Annotated in this window: 12 protein-coding genes; 4 read left to right on the forward strand and 8 right to left on the reverse strand. The window is 70.4% G+C overall.

The genetic code is table 11. The annotated features are described in order from the left end of the window. Positions 1-18: 18 nt before the first annotated feature. The 6 genes from ADK66_RS00180 to ADK66_RS00205 form a co-directional block, all read right to left on the reverse strand. Positions 19-753: an anti-sigma factor gene (locus tag ADK66_RS00180; RefSeq protein ID WP_082377089.1), complete on the reverse strand. Its 735-nt coding sequence runs from the start codon at positions 751-753 to the stop codon at positions 19-21. Then, on the reverse strand, positions 750-1298 hold the full coding sequence (locus tag ADK66_RS00185) for a sigma-70 family RNA polymerase sigma factor (RefSeq protein WP_053651415.1): 549 nt from the start codon (positions 1296-1298) through the stop codon (positions 750-752). Before ADK66_RS00185 ends, ADK66_RS00180 begins: the two co-directional genes overlap by 4 nt. A 113-nt stretch (positions 1299-1411) precedes the next feature. Next, positions 1412-2011 (reverse strand): hypothetical protein, encoded by a 600-nt coding sequence (locus ADK66_RS00190; protein ID WP_167946597.1) that lies wholly within the window; start codon positions 2009-2011, stop codon positions 1412-1414. Positions 2012-2056: 45 nt separating this feature from the next. After that, complete coding sequence (locus tag ADK66_RS00195; RefSeq protein WP_157552121.1) at positions 2057-3211, reverse strand: hypothetical protein; 1155 nt, start codon at positions 3209-3211, stop codon at positions 2057-2059. A gap of 257 nt (positions 3212-3468) precedes the next feature. After that, positions 3469-4029 (reverse strand): type VII secretion system-associated protein, encoded by a 561-nt coding sequence (locus tag ADK66_RS00200; RefSeq protein WP_053651421.1) that lies wholly within the window; start codon positions 4027-4029, stop codon positions 3469-3471. 146 nt (positions 4030-4175) lie between these two features. Further along, entirely contained in the window at positions 4176-6011 is a 1836-nt protein-coding gene (locus ADK66_RS00205; protein ID WP_157552123.1) for a hypothetical protein, read from the reverse strand. A gap of 233 nt (positions 6012-6244) precedes the next feature. Between ADK66_RS00205 and ADK66_RS00210 the strand changes: the two genes are divergently transcribed. Further along, the gene (locus ADK66_RS00210) at positions 6245-6547 is read left to right on the forward strand and encodes a hypothetical protein (protein WP_053651425.1); all 303 of its coding nucleotides are present in this window, start codon (positions 6245-6247) and stop codon (positions 6545-6547) included. Between the two features lie 20 nt (positions 6548-6567). Beyond that, complete coding sequence (locus ADK66_RS00215; RefSeq protein ID WP_053651427.1) at positions 6568-7215, forward strand: hypothetical protein; 648 nt, start codon at positions 6568-6570, stop codon at positions 7213-7215. Between the two features lie 100 nt (positions 7216-7315). On the opposite strand, the gene ADK66_RS00220 is transcribed toward ADK66_RS00215, so the two are convergent. Further along, positions 7316-11692: an FtsK/SpoIIIE domain-containing protein gene (locus tag ADK66_RS00220; RefSeq protein WP_053651429.1), complete on the reverse strand. Its 4377-nt coding sequence runs from the start codon at positions 11690-11692 to the stop codon at positions 7316-7318. Between the two features lie 92 nt (positions 11693-11784). Then, entirely contained in the window at positions 11785-12081 is a 297-nt protein-coding gene (locus ADK66_RS00225) for a WXG100 family type VII secretion target (protein ID WP_167946587.1), read from the reverse strand. Between the two features lie 232 nt (positions 12082-12313). On the opposite strand from ADK66_RS00225, the gene ADK66_RS00230 reads away from it, so the two are divergent. Beyond that, positions 12314-13003, forward strand: a complete 690-nt coding sequence (locus ADK66_RS00230) for a hypothetical protein (protein WP_082377090.1) — start codon at positions 12314-12316, stop codon at positions 13001-13003. Between the two features lie 17 nt (positions 13004-13020). Next, positions 13021-13464, forward strand: a complete 444-nt coding sequence (locus tag ADK66_RS30385) for a DUF4333 domain-containing protein (protein ID WP_167946585.1) — start codon at positions 13021-13023, stop codon at positions 13462-13464. Position 13465: the final 1 nt, after the last annotated feature.

Genomic DNA, 13465 nt, shown 5'->3' on the forward strand with positions numbered 1-13465 from the left:
CGGCACGGGTCCGCCCGGCTACAGCTTCGCGACGGCGTACGTCTTGCCGTCGGTGTTCTCCACACGCACACCGTCGACCTGGGCGGGGTCGATCAGGGCGCTGCCATCGAGCGTGGTGCCCCCGGCCGCCCCGTCTTCGGACACCAGCCAACTGCCCGCCACCACCGTACTTCCGTCCTTGCCGAGGACCAGCAACCGGCAGCGTTCCCCCTGCGGGATCCCGGACACCGCAGCGTTGACACGCACCCAGCCAGCCGCCGGGACCACCGCGACGGTGAGTCGGGCACCCGTGCCCTGGTCGGTCGTGCTGGCGTACCGGGTGGCGGGGTTGGCGGCGGACACCGCTGTCGACGGGGCGGGCGGGGTCGGCAGCGCACGCGTGTCAGGCGCGTCACCGGTGCTGCGGCCGAGCAGGACGCCGCCAGCGGTCGCGGCGGCGAGAGCCACCACAGCGGCGGCGCTCAGGAGCATCCCGCGGCGCTGGCGATGCCCGGCCGATTCGCTGCGCACCTGGCGCAGGGTCCGCTGCAACAGCAGGTCGCCGCCCTCCGGCGGGCCGTCGAGCAACATCGCCTCGGGTACGGCTTCGAGCGCGGTCTGCCACTCCTTGAGGGACTCGACCTCGGTGCGGCACTCCGCGCAGCCCGCCAGGTGCTCCTCCGCCTGCCGGAGCTGCTCGGGGTCGAGCTCGCCCGTCAGGTAGCCGCCGATGTCCACGTGGTCACCGGCCGGCATCAAGCTGTCCGATTTCATGAGGCAGACCGTTCCACCCCGGTCGAGCGTCCCGCGCTGTCGCGTAACGCACGGAGTGCGTAGTAGGAGCGTGACTTGACCGTGCCTGGCGGGATACCCAGCGCCTTCGCGGCTTCCGCGACTGTACTCCCGAGTAGGTATACCTGCTCAAGGACCTCGCGGTGCTCCTGCGAGAGGCGGTTGAGAGCGTCCACCACCACCATCGAATTGACCACCTGGTCGGCGTGGTCCCGCTCGACCGCGACGTCTGTCGGGCTCTCCGGCACCTCCGGCGGCCGCGCCTTCCGGGCGCGCACGGAGTCGGTGAAGAGGTTACGAACAACGGTGAGCAGCCACCCCCGTACCGACCCCTTGCCGTTGACCAGGCTGTCCGGGTGGCGCCAGGCTCGCACCAGCGCTTCCTGGACGATGTCTTCCGCGGCAGCACGGTCGCGGGTCAACTGCGTCGCGTACGCGAGCATCGCCCGGCCGTGCTCTTCGTAGAGCGTTCGGACCAACGCCTCGTCCGCTACTTCCCGTTGGCGAACGGGTCTCAGCCCCGCCATTCTTACCGTCCTCTGCTGACCCCGCGCTGGCGTGGCCACCGGCGCATCCGGGTCACCAGGATGCCTGCCGTACTTGCGAAAACCGGCAGCCCGGAGCGCATGTGTTTCTATGCTCACCTGGGTGAACTTTCGCCGTTTTGGCCGATCGGTGCGGCGGCCTTGCCTCCGTCCGGAGCGACGACGAACCAGAGCCCGTCGGCACCCTGTCCGGAGATCTGGCCGGGCACCCGGTCGTCCACGAAGCGGTAGGCCGGCCACCCGCCCACCGTCACCTGCTGGGTTCCATCGGGACGGGCCGCTGCGCCGAGCCGGGACGGGTCAAGATCCTTGAACTTCACCTTTTCGTTCACCAGCACCGGCAGCCACCGGGTCAGGCAACTCTCCGTGCAGTTCGACTGCGAGGGTGCGGCGTTGTCCCGGTCGAACCGGTAGAGCGTGAAGCCCTGCCCGTCGAGAACCACAGGGCCGAGTTCCGGGTGTTCGCCGAGCTGCACCGACGCCGGCCAGTAACCCCCGTCCCGGCTGCGCTGCCCCAGGTCGTCCGGCGCGGCGGACCCCTGCGAGCTCTGCGCCGCGTTTGGCTGCGGCCCCGGCCCGCCGGCCTCCGGCTGCGGTGCGCCGACCGGGTCGGTGACAGTGGTGGTGCACCCGGAGGCCAGGAGCGCGAGCGTCAGCGCGAGGGAACCGGCCAGGGTACGGGGGGTGAGTGCCATCATCGTCACACCAATCGATCGACGTGTCCGGGCGGGGAAGACGGGTCAGCGGCGCAGGTTCGGGACGAGCCGACCACTCGGTGCCGGGCTGTCGAGGTCGAGCCCCAGCACACCGACGTCGAGCGTCCCGTCGGCATCGACCTCGAACCGCCAGGCGGCGTTCGGTACGTCGCCGACGACCACTACCGCCGCCGTACCGACCGAGGCGGCCGCAAGCGCGCCGAGCTGCTCCAGCTCCGCCTGCGGAAGCGTGGTGGTGACAAGCACCAGGTGGTCGTGCAGCACGTCGGGCTGACCGGTCGCGCCGTCACCGGGCGACGTCAGGACCGAACGCGCGTCGGGAACGACCCGTACCTGCTCCGATGGCGGCCACATGGGCGACGGCGGGCCTACCACACTGACCGTGAGGGACGCGGCTGCGGCGTGCCAGCCGATCTCGTCGAGGAAGGCTCGGGCTGTGCGCATGGCAGCTACCGGATCCCCGGTGAGCGCGACGATTCCCGGCGCGCGGCCCAGGTTGACCACTGCCAACTCGCCCTCGACCGTGCCGACGGTGGCCAGCAGCGGCAACCCGTCGCCCGCGTCGACGCTCTCGTCGAACTGCCAGCTCGGCGCCTCCCAGATCGCACCCTGCTCCCGCGCCCGCCACGGAGGCGGCGCGTCCGGCAGCGCGGGTGCCAGCCGCAGTGAGACCTGCTCCGGACCGATCAGCGCCGCGTACACCTTGGCCTGGGCGGCCTGCGCGGTGAGCTGCCGCAGGGCGCGGTCCAGAACCTGCCGTGAGCCCGGGGTCGGGGCCGGTCGCGCCGCCACGGCCGCGCGGCGTCGCCGGACCAGCATGATCAGCATCGGCACGGCGAGCGTCAGCAGCACCGTGCCGACACCGACCAAGGTGGCTGTGACCGGTCGGAGCCCCAGCATCCCGCCGCCGTCCGCCACCGGCGGTGGTCGGTCGACAGGTGGTGCCTCGGGCTGCCCTTCGTTTGGCCTGGCCGCCGGCGGCGTGCCGACCCGGATCTCACCGGAGGTCGCGCCCTCGGGCAGGACGAACACCCAGCCGGCGCGGATCGGCTGAGCCGGGTCCGTGAGCGCGCCGCCGTCCGGCTGGATACGCCCCTGGTTGAGCTCCAAAATCTCCGGCCAGCGCTGACTGTCGCCGAGCACCCGGTCGGCGACCCCGGGCAGCGTCAGGTCGCTCACCGCGCCTGGTTCTCCAGGCACCACCCAGTACGGCGCCGACGGCTCGACGGCGCTCGCCGTGCCTACACTCAGCGGCAGGAGCAGGAACACAGCAGCGACGGCCAGCAACCCGCCCCCCGCCGTGCGCGACGCACAGGCAAAGGCGGTACGGAGCAGCCGCCGCACGAATACCCCGCTCACGGCGAAGCCGTAACTCGCACTGATGAGCCGCAGGCGTGGATTCGGCCGAGCCGAACACGCACTCGGAACCGACGGGTTCATCTCGGCCCCGGATCCGTAGAAAGCTCCGCGCCCGCCCAGGATTCGCCGGGCTCGTTCGCTCCGACGACGGCCTCGCGCAGCACGTTGGCGAACAGCCGCATCGAGGCGGAACCGCCCGGGTTGAGCAGCACGTCGACGTCCTCGGGTAGCAGCTCCACCAACTCGGCGCTACTGACCCGCAGCCAGCCTGGTGCTGACACCCGAAGCTGGTCCGCCGCCCCCGTGGTGACCCACACACACGGCACCCCGTCGGGAGCGGGGGCCACGATGACGCGTTCCTCGTCGTCGACCGCGACCTCGACCAGGCTGTCACGTATCGCGAGCACCACAATGCTCGGCTCGGCACGCCCTGCCACGACCAGCTTCGCCGCCGCATCGACAGGTCCGGTCGGCGCGTCCTCGCCGACGGGCAGATAGAGCGGGTTGGGCTCGAAGGCCTCAACCGTTCCCTCGTCGTTGACGAGCCAACCGCCGACGATCGACTCCACCGGCGGTACCGCCCGGGACCGGTCGTCAGCCTCCGGTGGCGGCGACCAGTCACTGTCCAGCAGCAGCATCCAGTTACGCTCAAAACCAGTTTCGTCCTGTTTGCTCACCTGGCCGCCCCCTTGAAAGAACCGCTCGGCTTTAATTCGACGAATGCGCCCATGGACGATCCTTCCTTCTGTCCTGTCTACTGTTCATTAGCTCTGTCCGCAGACGCTTACCGGCTGAAGTCGGGCAGTTGCTCGCCCAAGTCCAAGTCGGGAAGCCGCGGAGGGGGCAGGTCAGCTGGAGAGACCAGCGGGCGGAACTTTCCGCTGTTGGAGACCGCAATGGTGGCGAAATCCCCGCTCATGACGTTGGGATTGAGTGTGTTGCCGAAATCATTTGCGCGAGTGGTCCACACGGTGTCGGTCGCGGCGTAGATCTGCCGATCATTGCCGAGGTCACGCATCACCCGGCTGAACTCTGGGGCGGCGCTGCCATCCGGCGCAGCGAATTTGCAGGCGATCATGGTGATTGAACTGCCGGGGTTAGCCCCGGTCGCGCTCTGGAACACCGTGTTGTGGTGTAGCACCTTGGCGAATTCCCCACCCGGTACGTTGACCACCTTGCCGTTGCTCAGCTGCAGCCCAACGTCCTTCGGACCGCTGTGCGCCATGACAAGAATTGGGTCGTTCGCTTCCCCGTCCCAGGGCGCGCGACGAAGCTGATCGAACTCGAATTCCGGCGCTGGCCCGTTGCGCGACTTACCCGCCGCCTCAGCTGGCATGAGGCCAGGCGCGCTCTTGAAAACTTTTCGACCGTCGGGGGCCAGGTCCGGGCCCTCGTATCGGCCGGTGGCGAGGTTGGTCCCGATGGCCGCCCACTCTTTGCGGCTCTGCCTGTCGCGGTCGCTCAACGGAAAACTCACACCGACTTGCCGGCCGTGAGCGTCGAGAACCGGGTCGGCCCGGACCTCCTTGAGGTCGAAAGTCGTCCTGATGCCCCAACTGTTCTTGCCGACGATGGTGCTCTCGTTCACCGGGGGTCGGGGTCTCAACCGTGCCGACACAACGTTGCTTAGGTCGTTCAGGTTCTGCCCGACGGACACGAATGCACCCTTGATCATCTTCCCTGGGCCATAGCTCGTCGCGTCGGGGCTTTTCGTGTTGGTGAGTTGTCTGGTGCCAGCCTTGACGCCGTCTTTGATCGTGCCCTTGGCGGCGAACTTCATGACCCGTGAGGCGATGCGGCCGCCCGGGACCAGGCCGAGGGCCAGACCGCCAGCGGCCAACCCGATCGCGGCAGGGTCCCCGGACAGCGCCGTGGCGGCGAGGTCGATCGCGCCGGAGAGCATCCCGATTGCCGCGCCGAGTGGCGGGAAGATGAACGACGCGATCGTCGCGATCACGTCCAGGATTGTGGTGATCCACTCGATGACGGTGCTGCGGAGGAAGTCGATGAACGCCTCGAACGCCTCGACGATCTTCTCCCAGAGCGACCGCTGCGGAGCGTCCTTCGCCAACTGCCGCAACGTCTCGGCTGCCGTCCGAGCCGCCTGGTCGCGCAGCGCGGTGGCCTGACCCAGCAACGCCTTCGCCTGGTCGATGGCCTGCTGAGCGTCGTCGGCGCGGTTCTGCGCAGCGGTGGCCTCGTCGGTCGCCTCGTCCCTGGCGACCTGGCCCGCCTCCGGATCCGCACCGAGCCCGGTGAGCGCCGCCTGCGCCGAGACCAGTGCCGCCTGCGCCGCGCCCTGGTCACCGGCGGCCTGCCGCGCCTGCTCCAGGGCACGCAGCGACATCGTCTGCGCCTCCTCAAGGGACGGCAGATACCTCAGGTACGTCTCCGCGGCGGTGGAGTAGGAATGCGCCATCCGGTCCAGCCGACCCGGCAGTTGCCCGACCAGATCCTTGAACGCCTCCATCGCCTTGCCCTGGCCCACGTCGATCCGGCCGCCGGAGGCCAGCAGGTCGTGCGCCTCCCGGGTGGCGGTGGCCAGCTCCTGGTAGGCCCGCGTGATCTCCGCGAAGGACTCCGGATCACCCGGCACCGGATCGGAGTCGAGTTGCAACACCGACCACTCGGCGTCCCCTGGACGCGTCATGCCCAACCTCCCCATCGCACCCGATCGGTCCCGCCGCTCCGGTCGACGCCGGAAGCCGACTCGCACACGTAGCGGATGCGGGATCGGTTCAGCCCGGCTGAACCAATCCGCCCGACCGCCCGTGTACGGCGGGAAGTGGTTGACCGGTCGGGAAGGGAAGCGGGGATGAGCGAGCGGATCAGGCTCGGCACCGAGGTGCCGGCATGAGCGTGATCGACGTACCCGGTGGGGAACTGGAGCGGGTGCACGACCTGCTGCGACGCACCAAGGAGCTGATGGACAGCGCGTCGATCAGGTCGATGGGCGCTGTCGTCGACACGCTCGGGCAGCGCGAGTTGGAAGGTGCCGCGCGCGAGTTCGAGAAGCGGTGGGGTGACGGACGGTACGTCATCGCCAAGGACCTCGACGGGGTCCGCGACGCCGCGAAGGCGGTGGCCGACGCGTTCCGGGAAACCGACGAGCAGACGGTCGCCGCTCTGGAGAACCCTGCGGGGGCCACGAGTTGACAAGCGGAGGAGTCACGTCGATGACCGAAGCGACTGTCCCGACCGGATTCGAGTTGCGTACGCCGGAGGACTGGGTCGACTTCTCGGTCGACGACGAGGCGAGCGAGAACCGGGTGGCGAACGAGGTGTGGACGCGGGCCGTCGAGGCTGGGTTCACCGAGCAGCAGGCGGGTCAGTACGCCGAGCAGCTACGCCGGTCGGTGCGGCTGGCTCGCAACGCCGGCGCGGTGCACGCCGCCGGCACCTTCCAGGTGTACGAGGACGGCCCGCTCACCGCAACGGTGCTGGTGTCGGTGGTCAACCCGCCCGCGACCGGGGACATTCTCGGCGCGTTGACAGCTGTCGTGCAGCCCGTCCGTGCCGACGGGACCTGGCGTCGGGTGAGCACCGCACAGATCCCCGCGATCGGCACCGTCGGCCGGATCCACGGCATTCAGAACGTGACCCAGGACGGCGCCACAATGCGCTGCGCCGTGATGCACACCGTCGTACCGCTGCCGGGCACCGCGAACGTGCTGGTGGTAACCGGTTCCAGCCCGAACATCGCGGAGGCGAAGGAGCTGTTCGAGCTGTTCGCCACGATCACCGCGACGCTTGCTTTCTCCTATGAGGGGGAGGCCGCCGCGCTCACGCCGCCGGCGGCCTCCGTGGGGGAGGTCGGCAGCTAGGGGATGGCTGCCGGCCCGCGTCGGGGGGACACCTGGGGGGTGTCCCCCCGATCGCGTTTCGGTACCCCGGCCTTACCAGCGGAGTCCGGATCGGTGGCGTCTACGCGGCTTCGCCGGCCCCGCCCAGCAGCTCTCGCAGCACAGCGGGCTCGGTCCGGGGCACCTGCACCAGATGCAGCTTGCCGTCGCCGAAATGCGCGAGCACCCGGCCCGGCCGCCCGCCGCCGAGCTGGCCGCGGGAGAGCTTTGCGCCGATCAGCTCACCGTCGCCGAGGCCCTGCGGGCTGAGCAGCGCTCCCTGGCGGTTCCGGCGGGCGTCGACGTGCCAGCCGCCGAAACCGCTGGAGAGCCCGTCGATCGAGCCCCCCATGATCAGGCCGAGGCCCTTCTCCGTTCCGACCCGCGCGATGTCACCGAGGTCGCTGCCGGCATCGCACTTGAGCAGTTGCTCGGCGTCGTCCAGGACGACAACGGCGGGTCCGGCACGACCGTCGAGGGCCGCCGCCAGCCCGGCGGAGGTGAAGTTCTCGCTCGTCACCAGGTCGAGTACGCCGGGCAGGCCGGCGAGGTCCCGCAGCGGCGACCGGCGGGGTGCCGCGATCACCACGGGTGTCCCCTTCGTCAACAGACCGGCGACCATCGTGAGCAGTGTCGTGCTCCGCCCCGAGCGTGGCGGTCCCGCCAGGATGAACGTGGAATTGGTCCCGAGGTCCGGGCCGATTGCCGAGAGTTCGTCCCCGCCGACCCCCAGCATCGTCCATAGTGGTCTGCTGGGCCGCGCCAGGCCGCTGGTCTGCGCCAGGGTCAGCTCGTCCGGCAGTACGTCGATCCGGAACGGGCGGGCGGCGTCGCCGACCTCGGAGTCCCGCAGCCGCGCCGCCTCGGCGATCGCAGCGATGGCGCGGGCCTGCCCCTGGCCGGAACTGTCCTTCGTGAGCAGGGCGATCTGCGCCTCCGCGCTGTCGACCGCCCGGATCGCCCGGCCCGTTCCGATCTCGTCCGGCAGCTGCCGGTAGTTGATGCCGACCATGCTGTAGTCGCTGCGTTCGCTCAGCCGGAGCACCAGTTTGTCGTCCGTGGTCGAGGAAATCCTCGTGGTGAACATGCTCCGATCGCCGGCCAGCACCACGTGGATGCCTGCGCCGGCGCCCTCGCGCAGCAGAGTCAGGAGGGCCGCCATGACGTTGCCGTTGTCGTAGTCGGCGAACGTCTTGTCGAAGACCTCGAACCGGTCCAGCAACAGGAGGATGTGCGGCGGTCGGTCGGCCCCGGCCACGCCGGCCCGGTACTCCACGAGCCCGGCCGAGCCGGTGGACGCGAGCAGTTGCTGCCGGCGTCCCAGCTCCGCGACGAGTCGGGTGAACAGGCGACCGAGCCGTTCGGCCTCCGTACGCTGCACCACAGCACCGCAGTGCGGCAGCTCGGCGAGGGCGAGCAGTGCCCCGTTGCCGCAGTCGACGCCGTAGAGGTGGACGTCTGCTGTGGAGTGGGTGCGGGCCACGGTGCCGGCGATCGTCCGCAACGCCTGGGACCGGCCGCTGCGCGACGAACCGATGATGTGCAGGTGCCCCAGCGTCCCCAGGTCCAGCTCCAGCGGCGCCTGCTCCTGCTGGGCCGGCAGGTCGACAAGGCCGTACGACACCGGGGCCAGGTGGTAGCCGCTGCCGCGGGGCGGGGGAAGGGCATCGACGGTGAGCGTGTCCGGCAGTGCCTGTAGCCACGGGCTGTGCTGCGGCGGGATGGCCAACTGCTCACTGGCGCTCCGGACGGCCTCCACCAGCACGGCGAGGTCGGTGAGTTCGGCGGATGGTTCCGCCTTCACGCCAGGGCGGGTGGGTACGGGCCGGCCGAGGTCCGTCCACGAGACGGGTGCGAGCCAGGGCGGCTGCCGGACGTCGACGCGGGCACCCGGGCGGAACCCGCCGACCCGCCCGGCCTGGAACGGCACCAGCGACGACTGCGCGAGGCGTACGAAGGCCCGGCCCGGCGTCGACTTCAGGATCGAGGCGGCGTCGGGGGCGTTCAGCACGTCCTGACTCTCGCTGGTGTCGGTGACGCGCAGCGCGATCCGCAGGTTGGTGTTCGCCCGGATCTCGGGCGACACGACCCCGCCCGGACGCTGGGTCGCCAGCACCAGGTGGATGCCGAGCGACCGGCCCCGCTGCGCGATGTTGACAAGCCCGGTCACGAAGTCCGGCAGGTCGCGGACCATCGACGCGAACTCGTCGATCACGATCAACAGTCGCGGCATCGGGGTCCGTGTCGGTTCGCGGCGCAGCAGGTCGACGTAGTCGTCGATGTCCTTCGCCCCCGCCTCGGCGAGGATGTGCTCCCGCCGCCGCAGCTCGGCCGTGAGCGAGGTCAGCGCCCGACTCACCAGGTGCGTGTCGAGGTCGGTGACCATGCCGACCGTGTGCGGCAACCGGACGCAGTCCTTGAACGCGCTGCCGCCCTTGTAGTCCACCAGCACGAAGGTCATCGCGTCCGGCCGGTTGGCGACGGCGAGCGAGGCGACGAGGGTCTGCAACAGCTCCGACTTGCCGGATCCGGTGGTGCCGGCGACCAGGGCGTGCGGCCCGTCCCGCTTCAGGTCCAGCGCGAACGGCCCGTCGAGCGAGACGCCGAGCACCGCCTCGGTGGTCCGGCCTCCGGTGGTCCACCTGGCCGCCACCGCGTCCGGCTCCGGCGGCTCCATGCCGAGCACGTCGAGCAGCCGACTCGCGTCCGGCAGTACGGCGCCGTCGTCCGCGCCGCCGGTGTCACGCAGCGGGGCGAGCGCGCGGGCAACGGTACGCAGCCACTCCGTCGAGAGCAGATCCGGATGCACGCCGGGGATCGGCGCGGCGAGCGTACGGGTCACCAGCAGCGAGCCGTCGGTCTGTTCGGCGACGACGGCCTGGCACTCCTCCGGCAGGAGCTTCTCCTCGGCGTCGACACAGATCGCGTACACCCCGACGGCGGGTCCTTCCCGCAGGATCTGCGTCACCCCGGGCAGGGAACGCAGCCGGCGTGCCCCGTCGAGCACCACGAGGATGTCGCGGAAGGCCGCGTCGGACCGTTCGGCGGCGCGGGCGGAGATCACGGCGACCAGTTCGGCAACCCGTCGGGCCGTGGTCTGAGTGTCGGTTCCGACGGTGGCGAGAGTGCCCTGGCCGTCGCGCGGCGCCACGTGCGGTAGCCAGCCGACCCAGGACCAGCCCTCCTCGTCGCCCGCGCCGGCGAGCAGGTAGATCTGGAGGTCCTCGGGGCTGTGCAGGGTGGCCGCCTGCGCGACCATCCAGCGGGCTGTCACCCGGGCGGCGGCGTCACCGGCGATGCCGACCACGCCGTGTTTGCGGAGCGGCACTGTCGCCGGCACGTCCAGGGCGCTCCACCGGACCTCCCGGCGGTGTTCGTCCTGGCTCGGATCCCGGAGCACCACCTCGGACGGGAGGTCGGCGCTGCCGGCCCGCAGTTCGAGGAAGTCGGGGTCGGTGCGTCGCCGTTCCCACAGGCGGCGCTCGGGTCCCACAGCGATCAGCCGTACGGCGGCGGGGTCGGGGAAGTTGTCCCGCCGGGCCAGCCGCTCGGCGGTCAGTGCCTCCTGCGCGTCGGTGCTGATCCGCTCCCTCTTGGCCTCGTAGTCGGCGAGCCGCGTACGGTAGCTGACTTTCCCCTGGCGTCGGGCGCCGACCTGACCGGCGATCAGCGCCACCGGCGACAGGATGGCGAAGAGCAGCGTCAGCGGGTTGCCGGTGATGAGGTACGCGGCTCCGGAGACGACAAGCGGTGCCAGCACCGTGATCAGCAAAAGCGGTCGCCGTTCCGGAGGCGACGGTGGTGTGGGAAGCGTGAACTGGGTGGTGCGGGCCTCCGGCAGCAACCGGGGCGGGCGGTTGTAGTCAAGGCCGGTGCGATCCTCGGAGATCTGCAGTGCGGCCTCCGCCCGGACCGGTTTGCGCAGCTCCAGCAGGGACGATCCGACGGCGAGCTGACCGCCGGGTGGCCAGACCTGTTCGTCGTCGAGTTCGACCCGGTCGAGCAGGAGGCTGGGTCCGACCGGTCGCACACGGCACGTTCCGTCGGGGGTGACCCGCACCGACGCCACGACGGCGGCGAGCGAGAGGTCGGTGAGGCGTACGCGGTTGGTGCTGGCGGTGCCGATGGTGTGTTCACCGAGGTCGAGCTGATGGACCGCACCGGCGTTGGTGCCGCTGACCACCCGTACCTCGATCAGACCCGGCTGTTGCGCGGACGCCTCGGGCACCGGGCGGTCCAGGCCGAGCACCGTGCCCTGCCGCAGCGGGGCTTCGGCGAAGGTGAGTCGCGGATCCAGCGGCGCACCGGCGACGAAGATCGTCGGCGGTGTGCCGGCGGGCTCCGGCCGACGCGCGGCGAGCGCCTCGGCGAGTTCCCCGACGGTGGTGTCAGGGGCAGCCTCGATCTGGTAGTCGATGACGGCGGTGGACGGATCCGCAACGGTGAGCTGCAGGCGCACGAGATTCTCCTGGTCGGATGGTCCGGCGGAGGAAACGGCCGAGGGCCGCGTGGTGAGCGAATCACCACGCGGCCCCGGGTCCGGCCGGTCGTTCAGCGGCCGAGGCTGGCCCCGGTCTGGTTGTCCGTGTCGGAGAACGCGGTGCTGACCTGCGAGAGGTACTGGCTGATGCCCTCCATGCCGTTCAGCGTCTGGTCGACGCTGCCCTTGTACTCGTCGAAGTACGGGCCGAACTTCTGCTGCGCGGCCGGGGTGTTGTAGCCACCCTGGATCAGGGTGTCGATCTTGCTCTTGGCCTGGTTCATCCCGTCCAGCAGCGTCTGCATGTTCTGCTTCAGCCAGGTCGAAGATTCCTCGATGTCCTCGCTGACGATGTGGTACGTGGCCACGTTGCGCTCCCCTCGTGTCATCGTTTCGCCGGCTCCGGGCGGTCATTCCTGGGCTGCCCTTCGCTGGTGCCGCCACCCACACGGACGCTGGCCCGAAACGGTTCAGCGCAGGGTGCGACCTCGTGACGGCAGACTCGTCCGATCCCGACGGTGAACCACTTCGCCGACCGCACCGTGTGGGTGCCGGACCGCGCGCACGGGCACGGTCCTCCGAACACGAGGTGGAACAGAGATGCTGTTGCACAGCCGGATCGCCCGGACGGCGATCGCGTTGGCAAGCGTGGCCGTCCTGGCCGCATGTGATGACGCCACGACCGGACCAGCGGCGCCGGCCACAGCGGCCGCGTCACAGGCGACCGCGCCGAGCCCGACCGTCGGCGCCGACACGACACCCGAGGTGGTCGACGCTCCGTCGGCCCCGCAGCCGGCGCCGACGGTGGCGAAGACCCAGGGTCGCGTACGGATCTACAGCGGCCCGTCCGACGTCCCCCTCACGCCCGCACCCGACACCGGGCGGGGCAGCAACATCATCCAGTTGAACGCGACGGCGTCCGAAGACATCGGCACGTACGTCGCCGACGGGCAGGGCCGGACGCTCTACCGGTTCGACAAGGACACCGCAAAGCCGTCGAAGTCGAACTGCAACGGCGACTGCGCGAAGACGTGGCCGCCACTTCTCGTCAAGGGGGGCGGGCAGATCTACCCGAGTGGGATCAACCCGAAGCTCGTCGGTTACGTGGAGCGGGCCGACGGCACCTGCCAGGTGACCATCGACGGCTGGCCCGTCTACCTGTTCGACAAGGACGCCAAGCCGGGCGACATCAACGGCCAGGGGGTTGGTGGCACCTGGTTCGCGATCAGTCCGGTCGGTGACCGCACCACCTCCCTGCCCGAGGTGGTCACCACGCCCACCGCCCCCTGAATCCGGAGGAGACGACGTTGACCAGTTCGTACCGGGGATCCGACGGCGACTCCCCGACGCCCGCCCCTGGCTGGGCACCGGCACCACCGGCGCAGTGGGGCCCGGCGTCCACCGGCTCGACGGCGCCCCCTGAGCGTCGGCGGCGTTTCTCCCGGCGACTCGTGATCGCCGTTGCCGGCCCGGTCGTGGCAGTGGTGGCGCTGGTGGCCGTGCTGGGCCTGACCCGGCCCGGATTCCTCGACAAGAAGGTCTTCGACACAGCGGCGTTGCAGCAGGGGGTGCTGTCGGTGCTGCGTGACGACTACCTGCTCGACGCCGACCTCGTCACCTGCCCGCCGGGCCGGCCGGTCACTGTGGGCAGCCGCTTCTCCTGCTCCGCGCAGGTCGCCGGCGCACCGAAGACGATCACGGTCACGGTGGTGTCCTCCGACGGCCGGTTCGAGGTAGCGCGTCCTCAGTGAG

This window comes from Micromonospora sp. NRRL B-16802, assembly GCF_001279555.1.
Taxonomy (GTDB): Bacteria; Actinomycetota; Actinomycetes; order Mycobacteriales; family Micromonosporaceae; genus Micromonospora; species Micromonospora profundi.

Excerpts from the sequence above, each read along its gene's own strand:
- ADK66_RS00180 (WP_082377089.1), bottom strand. The coding sequence starts at position 753 with ATGAAATCGGACAGCTTGATGCCGGCCGGTGACCACGTGGACATCGGC.
- ADK66_RS00185 (WP_053651415.1), bottom strand. The coding sequence starts at position 1,298 with ATGGCGGGGCTGAGACCCGTTCGCCAACGGGAAGTAGCGGACGAGGCG.
- ADK66_RS00190 (WP_167946597.1), bottom strand. The coding sequence starts at position 2,011 with ATGGCACTCACCCCCCGTACCCTGGCCGGTTCCCTCGCGCTGACGCTC.
- ADK66_RS00200 (WP_053651421.1), bottom strand. The coding sequence starts at position 4,029 with ATGCTGCTGCTGGACAGTGACTGGTCGCCGCCACCGGAGGCTGACGAC.
- ADK66_RS00210 (WP_053651425.1), top strand. The coding sequence starts at position 6,245 with ATGAGCGTGATCGACGTACCCGGTGGGGAACTGGAGCGGGTGCACGAC.
- ADK66_RS00215 (WP_053651427.1), top strand. The coding sequence starts at position 6,568 with ATGACCGAAGCGACTGTCCCGACCGGATTCGAGTTGCGTACGCCGGAG.
- ADK66_RS00230 (WP_082377090.1), top strand. The coding sequence starts at position 12,314 with ATGCTGTTGCACAGCCGGATCGCCCGGACGGCGATCGCGTTGGCAAGC.